The sequence below is a fragment of the Nocardia takedensis NBRC 100417 genome (assembly GCF_000308695.1).
Taxonomy (GTDB): Bacteria; Actinomycetota; Actinomycetes; order Mycobacteriales; family Mycobacteriaceae; genus Nocardia; species Nocardia takedensis.
On sequence record NZ_BAGG01000254.1, the window covers coordinates 1 to 15406 of the forward strand.

Consider the following 15406-nt stretch of genomic DNA (forward strand, 5'->3'; position numbering starts at 1 on the left):
CCGGAGAACAGCAGGGCGGTGTTGTTGTCGGCCACCAGCGTTTTCAGCGGTTCACCGACGCTGGACACCCGCCGGTCCACACCTTGGTTCTGGAGGATCACCCCGGCGGCGGTGACCGGCCCGGCCGTGACGATCCCGAGGGTTTCCGAGCCGCCCTGGGTCGGCAGCGGATCGACCAGGGCACGGGGTGCGCCCTGGTAGTTGTTGACCGCGCCGAACAGCACCGCCTTCTCGTGCGTGCTGGTCATGGTGTCCATCGGCTGCGTGAGGTGTTTGCCGTCACCGTTGTGGCGGTGCGCCGCGAACACCGACCCCGACCCGAGCAACACGGGCTCGGTACGGCCGGTGCTGGTGTCGGGCAACAGGATCGCCGGGAACTCGGCGAACTTCTGCCTGCACCGTTCGGCGCGGGCGAGGGTCGCCGGCTGCAACGGGCGCTTGCGGTCCCCGATCTTCGTGCCGAGGGTGGTGAGGTCCAGGGCGTGCAGCGATGGCGTCATCGGCGGGACGACTTCGCGGTGGCAGCGCGGGCACCGGTAGTTGTACTGGGTGCCGTAGCGGACCGCGCCGGTCGGCGGCACCCCGGTCTTCCACGACCACATCGCCTCCACCACCTCATCGCAGTGCGAGCAGCGCGCGGCGGGACGGTGCTCCAGATCCGGGGCCGGGATCTTGCGGTCCCAGAACACGATGTAGAGCCGGTCCCGACTTTGCGGGACCCCGAAGAACATCGAGTTCAGGTACAGCACCTGATGCTGGTAGCCGAGGAGATCGAACTGCTTGAGCCACCACCGATAGGTGGTGCCGTCACCGACCTTCCGGCGACCCGGCAGCGCCGGACCCCACGAGGTCAACTCGGTGGTGCACTCGACCAGGATCATGCGTGGGCGGTGCCGGTCGGCGTAGTGCAGCACGCAATTCGCCGTCGCCCGGTCCCGCTCCGACCGGGTCACCCGCGCTTCGTAATCGGGATCGTCCAAATCGAACAGGGACACGCCCTGCTGGTAGGCCTTCTGCGTGTTCGCCTGCGAGTGATTCACGCACGACACACCCGCGACCAGCAGATCAGCGGCGGGCAGGTCCCGAACGTCGTGGTAGTCGGCGGACTCCGGGTCGACCAGATCCGCGATCCAGTGCTCCGCGCGCGGGTGGTTCGCCTCGTGGACATCCACCTTGTAGGCGTTGTGGTTGGCCGCCAGGATCGTGGTGAACCCCGCCATCTCCACCCCCCGGGTCAATCCCCCGAATCCCGAGAACAGGTCCACCGCGACGAGATCATCGTGGCGGTAGCGACGTTGGCGCGTGGCGGGCCGGTGGGTCGCGGTACGCGGCCGCTTCTTGGCCGAACGGTTGGACATGAGCACCCCTGCTGGTCGATGACCTGATTTCTCAAGTGCACCACAGGTCAATCAATAGAATCAAGTGTCAATCAGTTCACATGATCGACTACGGGTCGACCTACACTGAGTCGGTGAGCAACCAGCCTCGATACGCGCAGATCGCCGCCGACCTGCGCGCCCGAATAGAGCGCGGCGAGTACAAGACCGGCGACCAGATCCCCACCAAGGCCGAACTCATGACCCAGTGGGGAGCCGCCCTGAACACGGTGGCGCGCGCAGTCACCGAATTGCAGCAGGCCGGGCTCATCGAGACTTTCCACGGCGTCGGCAGCTTCGTGCGCACCCCGCCCGAACCGACCCCCACCCTCGACGAGGAAGTCACCGCCCTACGCGACCGTGTCGCGACGCTGGAACAGCAGCTGGCCGCCCTGCACGAACACCTCGGCGTCGCGCCGCCCGCCACGGACCCAGCGTGAGCCTCAACGGCGAAATGTAGTGTCGATGGCCATGTCTCAACCCGTTCCGGAGATCGAGCAGGTCACCACCTTCACCGCGATCATCGGCTCGACACCGGTCGTGATCGTGCTCCCACGAGTGCGCGCCACCGTGATCGCCGAGTCCGGCGCGCTGGTCACCGCGGACGCCTGGACCACCGCGCTGCTCGCCCACGGCGCGCAGCCGATGCGCGACATCGAATTCCACGACGACCCCGCCGCTGGCTGGACGATCACCATCGGCGCGGGACTGACCGCGGTGCGGATCAGCGGACCGGCCGGACTCGGCGACATCTACGACGGCGAACTGGTGGCCGATACGGCGTGGCGCGAGCGGGTCGCGGGCCTGCACCACCTCGGCGCGGGCCTGGTCGTCATCAGTGGCACCGTCGCTCATCCGACGCCGGACGCCGCGCTGGAGATGATGGAGCAGGACCGCGCGGTGTGTGTCCGTGTCGCCACCGCCTTGGATTGATTCCACTCATGATGTGTCCTGCACCACACTTGCTCGGTGGAAGTTCACGGGAGGGGCCGATCCAGCCTCTTTACCTGTGACAGTTCCACTTCCGGTGGAAAAGCATTTCGAGCGGTCTGTACCGGGCGAGGAGGGTGGAGGGGTGACAACGAAGCGGGGCGGCGATGGCTGAGCAGGAAAGTTCCAAGGCTCGACCGTCCCGACTCCAGTCCTCGGTGGAGCCGGATGCGGACGAGATCGAGTTCACCAATTTCTATCGAGACTTCATGCCGAGGTTGTTCGGTTTCCTGATCATTCTCGGTGCCAGCTCAGCGGATGCCGCCGAGATCGCTCAAGACGCGATGGTGGAGTCGTGGCGTTATTGGTCGACGATCAGATATCACGAGGCGTACGCGCGCACAGTCGCTGCTCGCAAGCTGGTGCGCCGATTCGTAGACGCTGACGAGAAGTTGGTCGCCGCGGTCCCGGAGCGCTCGGCGCTGCTGCCCTCACCGGACGCCATGGCCGAATTTATCGAAAGCCAGGAGTTGCTCACCGCCATCCGGAAGTTGCCCCCGCGCCAACGCCAGATCATGGCCTACACCCTGGAGGGATTGACTCCTACCGCGATTGCTCATGAGCTACAGCTGTCCGCCGAGGCGGTGCGATCGAGCCTGAAAAAGGCGCGTCTTCGGATTGCTCGCCACGTCAAGATGAACGAGGAGTCATGACCGATTCCCTGGACAATGACGCACTGGACGCACTACTGGCCGAGCACAGCAAGAACCTGCTCAAGGTTGTTGCTCGCGAGCTCGACATCGACGCGGGCCTGCGGGAAGCCTTGATCGAAACCCGACACATCGAGTTCGCACGTGGTCTGCGCGATGTGCTCGATGTCGAATCGGGACTTGCCGCCATCATTCCTGCTGTACAGCTGAAGCCCATTCCTTCGCCTCAAGCCGAAGAGTGGGACATCGTGGATGCCGTCCTGGCCTTGGAGCCGCCGCTGGCGGCCCGCCTGGAGTTGCGCCACATGGCCGCCGCCGCGATGACGGATGCGATGGCGGTCGCTCGTCGGATAGCCGATGTGTTCGCTTCGATCGCGAAACGCACCGGAGGCGTGGGAGATGCGGCCGGTGCCGTCAAACAAGTCGACGCAGGTCTGCGGAAGATCAGTGACCAGCTCGGGTACGTCCTCATCGAGGACGCCGCAGCCCACGTGCTCGACGGCGGCGATGGCGCCGCGGCCGAATGGCTCGAACACGTCCGCCGGTTCTTGCGCGTGTCGATGAGAAGGATCGAAATCGCCGTCCACGAGGTGTTTTGTGCCGCCTTGCAGGGCACGGAGTCGCAAACCCCTGCCACCCAGCTCACCGACTCCCTCGCGGCCGCGCGCGCCGTTCACCGGCTCCTCGAGCGATTCGCTCACGGCCTGTTCCGGTTCGAAAAGGTCCTCAACAACTTCATCGGCGAGGACCTCAGCGCCGTCGACCTGGTCGGCGTGCACCTGTCGGGGGTGCGGTGGTCCGACGACACCCGATGGCCCGAGGACTGGCGGGACGAGATCGAACACAACTCGGACCAGATCAGCGAAGGCATCTACGAGATCAGAAGCAGTATCGGTAAGAGTGTCGATGTCCTGATAGACGCGTGAATTCGTCCGGACGCCCGGAAACAAGAGGTGGTGGTGCCAACGATGGCTGTGTGTCCACTCGATCACCGATCCTGTCGTCGAACAGCCTGATCGATGACCACTGCATCGAGGTCGGAACGGACGCGGGCATCACTCGTGGGAGTGGGCAAGATGGTGATCGGTGCCCTCCGGCCGCCTGCGCGGCCTGGAGGGCACCGATGTCGATGGGTTATCCGGGCCAACGGATCCCATCACCCGGGTGCTCGGCTGTGTCAATGCGATCATCCGGGGGTTCATGACCCGTTCGATCGGGCTGTTCCTCACTGTAGGCCACCGATACTGTCCAGCGGTGTCCACCCTGACTGTCCAATGCGCTCTGAAGTGCACGAATGGCGAAAAATGCAAGGTCCGCCACCATTCGTACCTCATGTGGTGCGAGTGAGAACCCGTCTCACTGAACAGGCCCGTTGGACACCGGGACGCTGTGGCCCTCCTTGGTGAGTCGCAACTCGCCCACCTCGGCCCACGGGCGTTTCCGGCGAGCCGAGGTTGTTGGGCAGCGTGAGATTTCGTCTGTCTCTACCACACCGCGTCCGCCCCGGGAAGGAGGGAAGTGAGAGCTGAAAGAGCGTGCTCTTGCTGGACATTCATCCCTACCCTGACGGGCGAGTTGGTGATCAGAGCCGGCAGACTGTATGTCGCAGGCTCCAACCCATGTTGGAGCGGCCCACCCTCGAAGGCCAATTCGGGGAACGGGTTTCGTAAACGCAAACCTTTCAAAGGGTGCTCGGCTGTGTCACCGGTGTCCGTGCGGGCTGGAACCCGCCTGGTGGAACGCTCGTCGCGGGTTGCCCCCGACAAGCGGGTCACTGGCGTAACCGCCCCGCACGGGCACCTCCCTCCGGAGGTACGTCCGTGTCGGATTTCTTCACTCGAAAACCCAATCCCGTGGATGGGCAAGTCCAGCAGCAGCCGATGAGCGTTCCGGCGCCGGTGGCGCACAGGAAGGTGGGCGGCGGTCTCACCTGGAAGGGCACGATCCTCGTCATCGCGGGTCTGGCCTACAGCTGGATGTTGATGGCGCACGGGATGTCGCCCACCGACGCCGCCAAGACCGCGGCCGCGACCATCGGGACGCTGCTGGTCGTCGTGGTAGCCGCGCCGCCGGTCGTCGCGCTCTGCCAAGAGCTGAGTCGTCGGATCGGCACTCCGGGTCCGCAACAGGGCGTGCAGTAGTGGACGCGTTCCACACCATGGGGTCGCACAGCGAGCGGCGGTCGCCGTTCGCTGTGCCCACCGATGTCCGCGACGCGGCGGCCTTCATGGAGATGATGCGCGACATCCAGCAGTGGTCGGGCCTCACCGGCGGCCAGATCGCGGCGTACGCAGATCTTCCGAGGTCCACTGCTTACCGGTTCCTCAACAAGGACAACGTCACCCTGCCTAAGTCTCGGGAACAGGTGGAGCGGTTCGTCACCGTGTGCCGGTTGACCGGGTCGCAGGTCGTGGCTGTGCTCGCGATATGGGATCGGCTGGCCGAAACCGCAGACGCGGACAAGCCTCGCTTGAGCGTCATTATCAGCGACCCCGGGGATACCACCTGCGCGGACCCTGAAGAGCCGCCCACCGCCCCGGAGGAGCCGCAGACCGAGCAGCAAGAGCGTTCTGATGGTGGGCGGCAGACGTTTGGCGTGCGAGGGCGACGAACTCGCCGTTCCCGTAAAGACGCTCGTAAAGAGCGGTATGTGCGCCAAGTTGCCCAGCGGACCACGTTGCCTTTGCTGGCGGCGTTGCTGCTACTGGTGGCTGGATCGAACGATACGAGTTGGTTCCTGCCCCTCAATCCGGCTGGCCTGCGCTATCCACTTGAGATGGTGATAGTGGGGCTCGCCATCATCTCGATCGGGGTGAGTGTCGACAGCATTTCCATCGTCTCGGTGACCGCTGGCCGTGTCAGCTTTCTGGGTTCGCTCCTGGCTGGGATTCTTACCAGCCTGGCTGTCTACACCGCGGTTTCGAGCTACGTCATCGCCAGCGGCCTCGGATTGCTGATGTTCGCTGCCTTCCCGGGCTGGCTGGGCCTGCTGGAATTCCTTTACTCGCCGCTCCGCAGGATGGCTGATGCCAGACGACGCGTTGGTGGCGAGCAGGGCGAAAAGATCGAGGCCCGTGCCGAGATGTACCTCTACGGCATGATGTACGGCCTCTTGGCGTGCGGGGGCATCGGATTCATCGCGACGCTGGTCGTGTGCGCGATGAACGTACCCATCCAGATAGCCATTCTGGTCGGTGTCGTCATCACGGCCGCGATGCTGACCAAGGTCGACCGACAAGACCGAAGAAGACCTGACGCGTAGTAGTGCCCACAAGCGTTGAAGATGAGGCATCCACCGATATGGTGGGTGCCTCATCTTCGTCTCGAAAACCGGACAATCTCAAGGTCACGGGATTGAGCGCATTCCGTGCGCGGTTCACAACCGGTAAGCCTTCTCGACTTCTCATTTCCACACTCGCTGTGCGCCTTCACCATCCCCGCCGCAGCCCCTCTCCATACCCTGACCACATGCTCTCGCTACCCTTCTCCCCTAACCATTCCCCCTGCTCAACACACAAATTTGCACACCTCTTGCATGCAGGCCCTGTTTTCGGACTATCGCCGGAAAGGTGACCGAATCAGACTGCGGGGTACGGTGGTTGGGGTGATGTCACTGGCGAAAATCGCGAGTGGCGACGGCTACGAGTACTACCTGCGCAACATCGCCACTCACGACGCGAACGAGCGCGGCCCGCAGGCTCTGGCCGACTATTACTCCGAACGCGGTGAATCCCCGGGCCGGTGGTGGGGTTCGGGGTTGGCCGATCTGACCGTCCTGGATGCCGATGGGCGCATGGTCGATTTCATCGTCGCCGGTGATGAGGTCACCGAATCGCAGATGTGGGCGTTGATGGGGCGCGGCCTGCACCCGAACGCGGAAGCGTTGATCGCCGAGGAAGTCGCCGCCCAACGCGCCGCAGGGAAATCCGCGCGCATCGCCCGGAACCGCGCACTGCGGGCGAAAGCCCGGATCGGGACGCCGTTCGGCAAGCCCAAGGCCCACGAGATCGCCTACCGCGCCGAATGCCGCCGCGCCTACGAGGCGTGGAACGTCGAGCACAGCCGCCTGCCGGGGGCGCCGATCCCCGACACCGACCGCGACTACATCGCCACCGAGGTCGCGGGCCGGATGTTCCTCGCCGAGCACGGCCACGCCCACCGTGACGAGCAGGAGCTGTCGGCGTGGGTCGCGAAAGCGGCGCGACCGCACTCCAAACGGGTCGCCGGATTCGACCTCACCTTCTCCCCGGCGAAGTCGGTCAGCGCGTTGTGGGCGTTGGAACGCCGACCGGTCGCGGAGATCGTCGAGAACGCCCACCATGCCGCCATCGCCGACGCGCTCACCTACCTCCAGGACCACGCCACCTTCACCCGCATCGGGGACGGCGGCATCGCCCAGGTCGAAGTCGGCGGGTTGATCGCGACGATGTTCGACCACCGCGACTCCCGCGCCGGCGACCCCGACCTGCACACCCACGTGGTCATCTCGAACAAGGTCCGCCGCCTCACCGGCGAGTGGGGTGCCTTGGACGGGCGGATGCTCTACCAGCACGCCGTCACCGCCAGCGAGATCTACAACTCCCGCCTGGAACACCACCTCGAAACCGCCCTCCCGGGCATCGAGTTCACCGAACGCCCCGGCACCGACCCGTCGAAGCGTCCGGTCCGGGAACTGGCCGGATTCTCCCCCGCTCTGGCGGCGCAGTGGTCCTCCCGCGCGCAGCAGGTGAGCGCGAAGGTCGGGCAGCTCTCGGCCGATTTCCAGGCCCGCCACGGCCGCGAACCGTCGCAGAAGGAGCTGTGGCGGCTCGCCGAACAGGCCGCGCTGTCGACCCGCGGCGACAAACACCACGCCAGATCCCGCGCCGAGCAGCGCCGCGACTGGCGCATCCAGGCCCAACGCGTTCTCGGCTCCGCCGCGCGGCTCGACACCATGCTCTACGCCATGACCGGGCACACCCGCCCCACCCGAGAACCGGTGTCGGCCCACGAGATCGCCCGGCAGGTGCTCGATGTGGTCGCCGAGGAGCGGGCGACCTGGCAAGCCCACCACGTCCGCGCAGAAACCGTCCGGCAGCTACGCGGCCGCGTCGCGTCGGCGGACTGGGCGCAGGCCCTGGAACAGGTGAGCGCGGTCGCTCTCGGGGAGGGCATGTCGATCCCGCGCCGTGCGGTCGATCCCGCCCCGGCCGCGGCCGGGCTGGTGCGCTCGGACGGGACCAGCGTCTACGTGCGCGCCGAGTCCACCAAGTACACCTCCCGCGAGATCGTCGCCGCCGAGCACCGACTCCTCGCCGCCGCACGACTCGACGGCGGCCGCACCATCACCGCCACCGCCATCGCGCTCGCCGAAGTCGAATTCGCCGCCAACGGCCACGAACTCAACCCCGGCCAACGCGGGCTCGTGCACGCCTGCGCCACCTCCGGGCGCAGGTTCATGGCCGCGGTCGCCCCTGCCGGTACCGGGAAGACGACTGGCATGCGCGTGCTGGTCAACGCCTGGACCGCGACCGGCGGGACGGTGATCGCGATCGCGCCGACGGCGGCCGCGGCCGCCGTGCTCGCCGAGGAGACCGGCGTGCCCGCGTCGATGACTGTGGACATGCTGCTCACCCTCGCCGAATACGCCCCCGAACGACTCCCCGTCATCGACGAGACGACGTTGGTCGTCATCGACGAAGCCGCCAAGACCTCCACCCTGAAACTGGATGCCGCCGTGCACCTGTTGATCGGGCGCGGCGCCACGATCCGGGCGATCGGCGACGACCGACAATTGTCCTCGGTCGAGGCCGGGGGCATCGTGCGCGACATCGTCGCCTCCACTCCCTCCCCGACCCTCACGCAGGTCATGCGGTTCACCGACCCGAGCGAGGCGGCGGCGAGTCTCGCGGTGCGCCAGGGCGACCCGGCCGGGCTGGCCTACTACTTCGACCGGTCTCGCGTGCACGTCGGCACCGAGGCCGAGAACGTCGCCGCGGCGTTCCGGGCGTGGCGGGTCGATTTCTCGCAGGGCCGTGACGCGGCGATGCTCGCCCCGACCCGCGCCCTGGTCGGCGAACTCAACGCCTTGGCCCGCGCGGATCGGCTCGCGCGCGGCGAACGTCACGGCGAGATTCCCGGCCCTGAAATCGTCCTGGGTGACGGGCTGTCGGCCTCGGTCGGTGACATCATCGCCACCCGCCGCAACGACTCCCGCCTGCGGATCTCCGACACCGACTACGTGCGCAACGGATATCGGTGGGAAGTCCGTGCCGTCCACGAGGATGGGCGGATCACTGCCGCGCACCTCGGGTCCGGGCGTCGTGTGGCCCTGCCCGCCGACTACGTGCGCACCCATGTCGGGCTTGGCTACGCGACCACCATCGACTCCGCTCAGGGCATCACCGTGGACCGCTGCCACGGCGTGCTCACCGGGCGTGAGTCCCGCGCCCAGCTCTACGTCATTGCCACCCGCGGTCGCAGCGGCAACTACTTCTACCTCTCGACCGCGACCGCCGTCGACGAACACGCCGCCCACGCCTACGAAGCCATTCACCCGCCGACCGCCCTGGACCTGCTTACCGGAGTCCTCGCGCGGGAAGGCACCCAGACCTCGGCCACCACCCAGGCCCGCGACGCCGCCGACCCGCACCGCCTGCTCGCCGACGCGGGCGACGCCTACCGCCACGCCCTCGCCCACATCGCCGAAACCCGCGTCGGCGCCGAACGACTCGCCGAGATCGAGGCTCTCGCCGAGCGCCTGGTCCCCGGGATCACCGACGCGCCCGCGTGGCCGGTCCTGCGCGAGCACCTGGCCGTGCTCGAGGTCTCCGGCGCCGACGCCGCCCAGGCTCTCACCGACGCCGCAACCGCCCACGAACTCGCCTCGGCCGCCGACCCCGCCGCGGTGCTGGACTGGCGGATCGACCCCACCGGACGCCACTCCCAAGGCGACGACAGCGGGCCGTTGCCTTGGTTGCCCGCCATCCCGAGCGCCTTCCAGGCGTGGGAGCAGGACCGCCAGCACCTCACGGTGCGCGCCGAGCAGATCCGCGCCCTGGCCGCCGACATCGCCGCCCACGCCCGCACCACCACCGGCGACACCGTGCCCCTGTGGGCGGCCGGGCTGCGTGAGGTCGACCCGGCGTTGACCGCCGAACTCGCGGTCTGGCGTGCCGCCCACCGGGTTCCGGACCTCGACCGCCGACCCACCGGACCCCGCCAATACCCGGTCGCGGACCGCCGCGAACAGCAGCGCCTCGACGCCGCAGTCGCCGAGCGGGTCGGTGGCCACGACTCACACGCCCGACGGTGGCGGCCCGTCGTCGACGCCCTCGACACCCGCATCGCCACAGATCCGTACTGGCCGACCCTCGCCACCGAGTTCACCCGCGCGGCCGTGCGTGGCGTCGACATCCCCGACGCGGTCCGCACCGCCCACGCCGCCCGGCAACTGCCCGCCGAACAACCCGCGGCCGCGCTGCGCTGGCGTATGGCCACCGCGCTGGCCGCACCCGCCCCGCAACTGCCCCGCGAGATCGGCGACGGTGCGGTCCCCCAACTCGACGCGGCCCCGGTCGTCGATGAGCGCGCCGAGGCGCTGGCCCGGGCCCGCGCGCAGCTGCACCGCCTACGTTCCGATGACCCGCGTCGGATGAGCGACGCCGCCCTCGCCGACGCCGTCGCCCGCCACGAGCCTCTTTTCGACGGCGGACTCGCCGCGGTCCACGCCAACCGGATCTACAACGCCAAACAGCGCCTGGCCCGACTCGAAACCCGCCACCGCGAACTCGACGAACACGCGGCCGCGATCCGCCGCGCCCAACCCGCCGTCACCGCCGCCGAATCCCTACGCCGCGACCTCTACACCCTCGGCGACCAGATCCGCACCGCCCAACACCAGCTCGACACCACCCGCAAGATCCGGTGGCGCGCACGCGCCGAACAACAAGCCCACCTCACCGAACTGCACCGCCAGCGCGACGAAGTCCAGCAGCGCGCAGCCGCCACCGACGCCCACGCCCGACACCTCATCATCGAGACCACCGTCCCGGAAAGCTGGTGGGACAGAACCCTCACCGAAGCCGACGACCACCAAGGCCGTGCTGCCGACATCGCCGACGCGACCCGCGAACTCGCCGTCGCCCGCGCGGCCGACGAACGCCTGGCCGCCCGCGACAGAACGCCTTTCCAGGATGCCGTCCGCGCCGAGATCGCACGCCGTGACCAGCTCAGCGAACTCGACCTCGAAGCTGAGGAGATCGCCCGCGCTGAAGCCGACAACCAACCCGCCCCCACGCCCGGCACTGGTGCTCGACAACGCCGCACCCGGGCCAAGAGGCTGTCCGGGGGCGGCTTGCGCCGCGTCGTGTGGGACAACGGCCCCAGCAGCGGCTACCAGCACGGCCCACCGTCTTACGACGAGCCGTCCAACGACCGCGGCTACGGCCTGTGAATCAGAAGCCGAGGGCGTCGCGCTCGGCCGGGGTGAGGTTCGCCAAACCGATCACGCCCCAATGCAGGTAGCGGGCGTCGATCCACTCACCGGCGCGGGTCTCGCGCAGCAGCGCCTCACGCCACCGGTTCTTCTCCGTCTCGTCCATGTTCGAGGTTTCCAGCTCGCGCACCTTGTCCGCGCGGCAGGTGATGGCCCACCCGAGTTGCTTCGCCGTCCCGGTGAGGTCCGGCCAGCCCGCCACCCGAGCCGCTTCGGCGTTGGCGGCGTTCACGGAGTCGTTGTCACTCATGCGATCTAGAGTGCGCCCGACCACCGACACCACCACCCGCCAGCGCCCCGGCACCGGCCGAAAGAGGCTGCCGCACCCTCCCTTAGCGCTCCAGATCCGGGCCCGTCCGGTCGGTCCCGAGTTCACGCGCCCGCCCGCGGGCCTGTGGGGTCGTCGTGCGCCCGCCCGGCACCGGTTGGCGTGTGGTCGCGGCCTCGGCGACGATGTGGCCGTGCTCGTCGACCTGGCGGCGCCCGACCATGCCGATGTCGCTCAGGCGCTGGGCTTCCCACGCCCTTCGGGTCTCGGCGATGTCGGCTTCGGCCTCGGTCCGGTCACCGCGATCCACAACGACTGCGGCGCGGTAGGCCGCTGCCCAGGGTGGTGAACCTTCCTCCCGGACGTAGGGACGGGTCGGGTCGATGCCGTCGCGGCGCATGTGGATCTCGGTCAGCGCCCTCCGTGCGGTCAACGTCATCGCCGCCGCCTCGGTGGCGCGGTGGTTGGCGTCGAGCATGTCGCGAACGGTGAGCAGGCATTCGGTCAGCGCGTACATCAACGCGACCGTCCCTGCCTCCTGGGATTGCCAGCCCCACGCCATCCGCGCGACCGCCCGCACCGCCGACCCGTGAACCGGTTGCGGCCGACGGCGATGCGCTGGCAGCTGGCCCGCGCGGGCCAGCTGCCGCGCCATCTGATTCAACGGGCCCGGCTTGGTCTCGGTGCGCACCGACGCGGCCGCGAACACCCCGGAGGTGCGGGAGGCTGCCTGCGCCCACGCGTCGTGGTCGGATTCGGGGATGGTGCGCATGTAGGCGCTCCACCGGCCCAACTCCTCGATCGCGGCTCGCTCGTCGGAGGGGGCGATACCGGACCGCGTCGCGGCGGGCTCGCCCAGGGATTTGCGCCACTCCCGCAACGCTTCCTGCTCGGCCTGCGGGGAGCGGTCCCACGCCGCCCACCCCCGGATCGACGGCAGCGTCAGGTCCTTGGCCAGGTAGCCGCCGCTGTACTCGATGGCCTTCTCCAGCTTGCCGTCCCGGTTGACCTGCGGGCGCATCTGGAACGAGCAGCCGCCCACCGACTCCCCGCCCTTGGTGAAGCGCGGCTTCGCCAACACCCCGGCCGCGCGCAGTTCCCGGATCCACTCCGCTTCGCTGCCGGTCGCGATCGCCAACGCCCGCACCCGCCGCTGCATCGCCTCCCGGTCGGTCTCGGGTGCCCCGATCCGGTCCCTGCGGGCACGTTCGGCCGGTTTCGTCGCCCGCTCGGTCCCACCGCTTTCCCGCGAGGCCAGCACTTGCAGCCCGTACTTGTGTTCGAGCTGGTTGCAAGCCCGCTGCGCGCGGACGTGATCGCGGAACAGGTCCGCGATCGACCCGTCCGGACGCACCACGCCCATCGCGATGTGGACGTGGTCGCCGCCGCCCTCGTTCAGCCCGTGGTGCACCACCGCCCACCGCGTGTCCGGTGTCCCGTCCTCACGGTGGGCGAACCCCATCAGTTCCATGAAGTCGTGCGAGATGGCCGCCCAGGTCTCCTCGCTGAGCTGGCCCTCCTCCGGCTTCAACGTCAGCGAGCAGTGCCAGGTGTTGTGATCCGAGGTCGCCGCCTTCACCGCCTCCGCACGCTCGACCCCGTCGGCGACCAGCTTGCGCACCTTGCCGCGGTCGACCACCGACACCGGCGCACCCCGCAACACCGTCTGCCGCGGCGAATCCAGCAGCCGCGCCAACGACGCCGCCGCCTGCGGGGTGATCGGACCCCGGAACACCGCCTCGGTCACCACATCCCCCGCGATCACCCGCTGATCGCGATGTTCGTTCCGGCGGCCCTTGCCCGCCAGATACACCAGAAGATCCACCATGTAGGAGCCCTTGCGGATGTTCGGCATCACCGCGACATCACCGCCCCTCGGTCGAGCCCGCGCCGCTCTCGTCGTCCAGATCCGACCACCGCCCGTTCACGGCCAGGTCCTCCACGTCGACCACGCCCGGGTCCACCGCCGGGGTCTTGCCCATCACCCACCGCGCGGTCGCGTCCACGCTCAAACACGCCCGCGTCACCGCCCGCAACGCATCCGCGTGCGCCAGCACCAGATCCTCGGCCAGATCACCACGCACCTGATGCAGATGCCGGGTCTGCTGATTCACATTCGTCCCGATCCGACGGATCTGATCCTCAAGATCCAGCAGCCGCAACGCCGCGTACGCGCGCCCCGACTCCACCTGATCCCCGGCCAAGGTCGTCTCCACCATCAACCGCGCCACCGTCACCCCCACCTCCTCAGCCCGCGCCGAGAGGACGGCGTCCTCCTCCGGGGTCAGCTTCACCACCCGCCGGTGAGGTCTTCCCCCATCCAAATTCTCCTGCCGCGCACGCCGAGTCGACGCCCGACGATTCGCCGACCCACCTGCCACCGCAGCCTCCTCATGCTCAGCGCAGCGACCCACCGAGACCTCGGTGGGGGTGCCGATAGGGCACCTAAACACTAGCTCGCTCCCGGCTCTTGTCCTGAGAGTACCGGACCGGTAGGCGCTCGGTCGCCTCTTGAACCGAGACCTCATGATCTCCGAAGCATTCGCTCGACAAACCGTGCAATGTCGAGCGAGTGCTGCAATGGCGAGATCGGCTGATTCTCGATGCGGACGTGGGCAGAGGTATCCGGATATCCCCCCACCGCGCCCATCCAAGAGGAGCTTCCGCAATGTCTTTCAGCACCAAAACGCTGGTACTCACCTGCACTGTGCTCATGGCAACCATCACCGGGATCACCGCGGGGTTCCTCGCGAAAATCGACGGCGGAACTACCCCCGCTGCCCTGCGTGCTGCGGCGATCGGCTTCGGCAGCAGCCTGTCCTTGGCCCTGGCCGTCCTTACCGCTTACACCCTGCTGTGACTGACCGAGCTTGCGTGCACCACCGCGTCCTGGTGGGACACACAGGAGCGACGCACGGGGCAAGGGGCGGGCGCGGGGTCTCGGTAGAGTCCGCATCGACGCGGTCCCTGGATAGTTCGCGCTTCCAGGGGCTGCGTCCCCCCGAACCCCGCGCGGAGAATTCTCGCGGCCGGTGGAACCGAAGCGGACCTGGTGGCGTCCAACCCTGTGTTCACCGAAATTCGGTCGAAGGGGGAATCACGTGATCAGGACAGCCAGAGCAGCGCTCGGCGTGGTCGTCATCGGAGCACTGGTGGGGGTGGTGCCCGCCACCATCGCGGGCACCGCGGGGGCGACCACCGTCAACTGCATGTACAGCGGCCCGATCGTCGGGCACCCTGGCATGCAGTACATCTGCTACGTGGTCCACGACGACGGTTCGAGGGAGACTTTCTATGCACCAGGCCCCGCAGTCCGGCCCTGACCAGGTCGTTCACGTCAGCCAGAAACCCGAGTTCGTCACTCAGGCCGACGGCACGATCCGCGCCTACTACCCGGGCGAGGACTGGCACGTGACCGGCGCCGACCGCCAGGACGCCATCGCGGCGCTCACCGCCGAGGTGGACCGCCGCATGCAGGACCCGAACTACGTGGCCCAGCACTTCGCGATGGCACAGCGCCACCTCGACGGGGAGCACACGCCCGGGTTCGACGTGCAACGCCTAGACCAGGACCGCTACCAGCAGCGCGTGGTCGAGATCGGGGACTCGCTGACCGAAGGCCGTGGCCCCGAACAGCGATAGCACG

At 68.1% G+C, this 15406-nt stretch carries 14 protein-coding genes; 10 read left to right on the forward strand and 4 right to left on the reverse strand.

Features of this window, described 5'->3' with window-relative positions; translation table 11 throughout:
* Positions 1-1358: DNA cytosine methyltransferase (locus ON30_RS30875; protein WP_040713250.1), on the reverse strand; the 1358-nt coding region annotated here is incomplete at its 3' end.
* A gap of 113 nt (positions 1359-1471) precedes the next feature.
* Here ON30_RS30875 and ON30_RS36635 point away from each other — a divergent pair.
* The 7 genes from ON30_RS36635 to mobF all read left to right on the forward strand — a co-directional run bounded on the left by ON30_RS36635 (position 1472) and on the right by mobF (position 11450).
* Positions 1472-1816: a GntR family transcriptional regulator gene (locus ON30_RS36635; protein WP_157183968.1), complete on the forward strand. Its 345-nt coding sequence runs from the start codon at positions 1472-1474 to the stop codon at positions 1814-1816.
* A gap of 31 nt (positions 1817-1847) precedes the next feature.
* Positions 1848-2309, forward strand: coding sequence for a hypothetical protein (locus ON30_RS30885; protein ID WP_040713253.1), 462 nt, complete (start codon positions 1848-1850; stop codon positions 2307-2309).
* A gap of 164 nt (positions 2310-2473) precedes the next feature.
* A complete protein-coding gene (locus tag ON30_RS30890; RefSeq protein WP_083911827.1) occupies positions 2474-3019 on the forward strand; it encodes an RNA polymerase sigma factor in 546 nt (181 codons plus the stop codon).
* On the forward strand, positions 3016-3942 hold the full coding sequence (locus tag ON30_RS30895; RefSeq protein WP_040713259.1) for a hypothetical protein: 927 nt from the start codon (positions 3016-3018) through the stop codon (positions 3940-3942). The genes ON30_RS30890 and ON30_RS30895 overlap by 4 nt, the downstream gene beginning before the upstream one ends.
* A 954-nt stretch (positions 3943-4896) precedes the next feature.
* Positions 4897-5157: a hypothetical protein gene (locus ON30_RS30900; protein WP_157183969.1), complete on the forward strand. Its 261-nt coding sequence runs from the start codon at positions 4897-4899 to the stop codon at positions 5155-5157.
* On the forward strand, positions 5157-6278 hold the full coding sequence (locus ON30_RS30905) for a hypothetical protein (protein WP_040713265.1): 1122 nt from the start codon (positions 5157-5159) through the stop codon (positions 6276-6278). Before ON30_RS30900 ends, ON30_RS30905 begins: the two co-directional genes overlap by 1 nt.
* A 345-nt stretch (positions 6279-6623) precedes the next feature.
* Complete coding sequence (mobF, locus tag ON30_RS30910; RefSeq protein WP_051030211.1) at positions 6624-11450, forward strand: MobF family relaxase; 4827 nt, start codon at positions 6624-6626, stop codon at positions 11448-11450.
* 1 nt (position 11451) lies between these two features.
* Here the strand turns inward: mobF and ON30_RS30915 are convergent, their stop codons facing one another.
* From ON30_RS30915 to ON30_RS42435, 3 genes are all read right to left on the reverse strand, one after another.
* Positions 11452-11742, reverse strand: a complete 291-nt coding sequence (locus tag ON30_RS30915) for a hypothetical protein (RefSeq protein WP_040713268.1) — start codon at positions 11740-11742, stop codon at positions 11452-11454.
* 82 nt (positions 11743-11824) lie between these two features.
* Positions 11825-13615, reverse strand: coding sequence for a relaxase/mobilization nuclease domain-containing protein (locus ON30_RS30920; RefSeq protein WP_051030212.1), 1791 nt, complete (start codon positions 13613-13615; stop codon positions 11825-11827).
* Positions 13616-13625: 10 nt separating this feature from the next.
* Positions 13626-14288, reverse strand: a complete 663-nt coding sequence (locus ON30_RS42435; protein ID WP_373282663.1) for a plasmid mobilization protein — start codon at positions 14286-14288, stop codon at positions 13626-13628.
* 140 nt (positions 14289-14428) lie between these two features.
* On the opposite strand from ON30_RS42435, the gene ON30_RS30930 reads away from it, so the two are divergent.
* The 3 genes from ON30_RS30930 (at position 14429) to ON30_RS30935 (ending at position 15402) form a co-directional block, all read left to right on the forward strand.
* Entirely contained in the window at positions 14429-14620 is a 192-nt protein-coding gene (locus tag ON30_RS30930) for a hypothetical protein (protein ID WP_040713271.1), read from the forward strand.
* Positions 14621-14861: 241 nt separating this feature from the next.
* Positions 14862-15083, forward strand: coding sequence for a hypothetical protein (locus ON30_RS39790; RefSeq protein ID WP_157183971.1), 222 nt, complete (start codon positions 14862-14864; stop codon positions 15081-15083).
* Positions 15055-15402, forward strand: coding sequence for a hypothetical protein (locus tag ON30_RS30935; RefSeq protein ID WP_040713273.1), 348 nt, complete (start codon positions 15055-15057; stop codon positions 15400-15402). Before ON30_RS39790 ends, ON30_RS30935 begins: the two co-directional genes overlap by 29 nt.
* Positions 15403-15406: the final 4 nt, after the last annotated feature.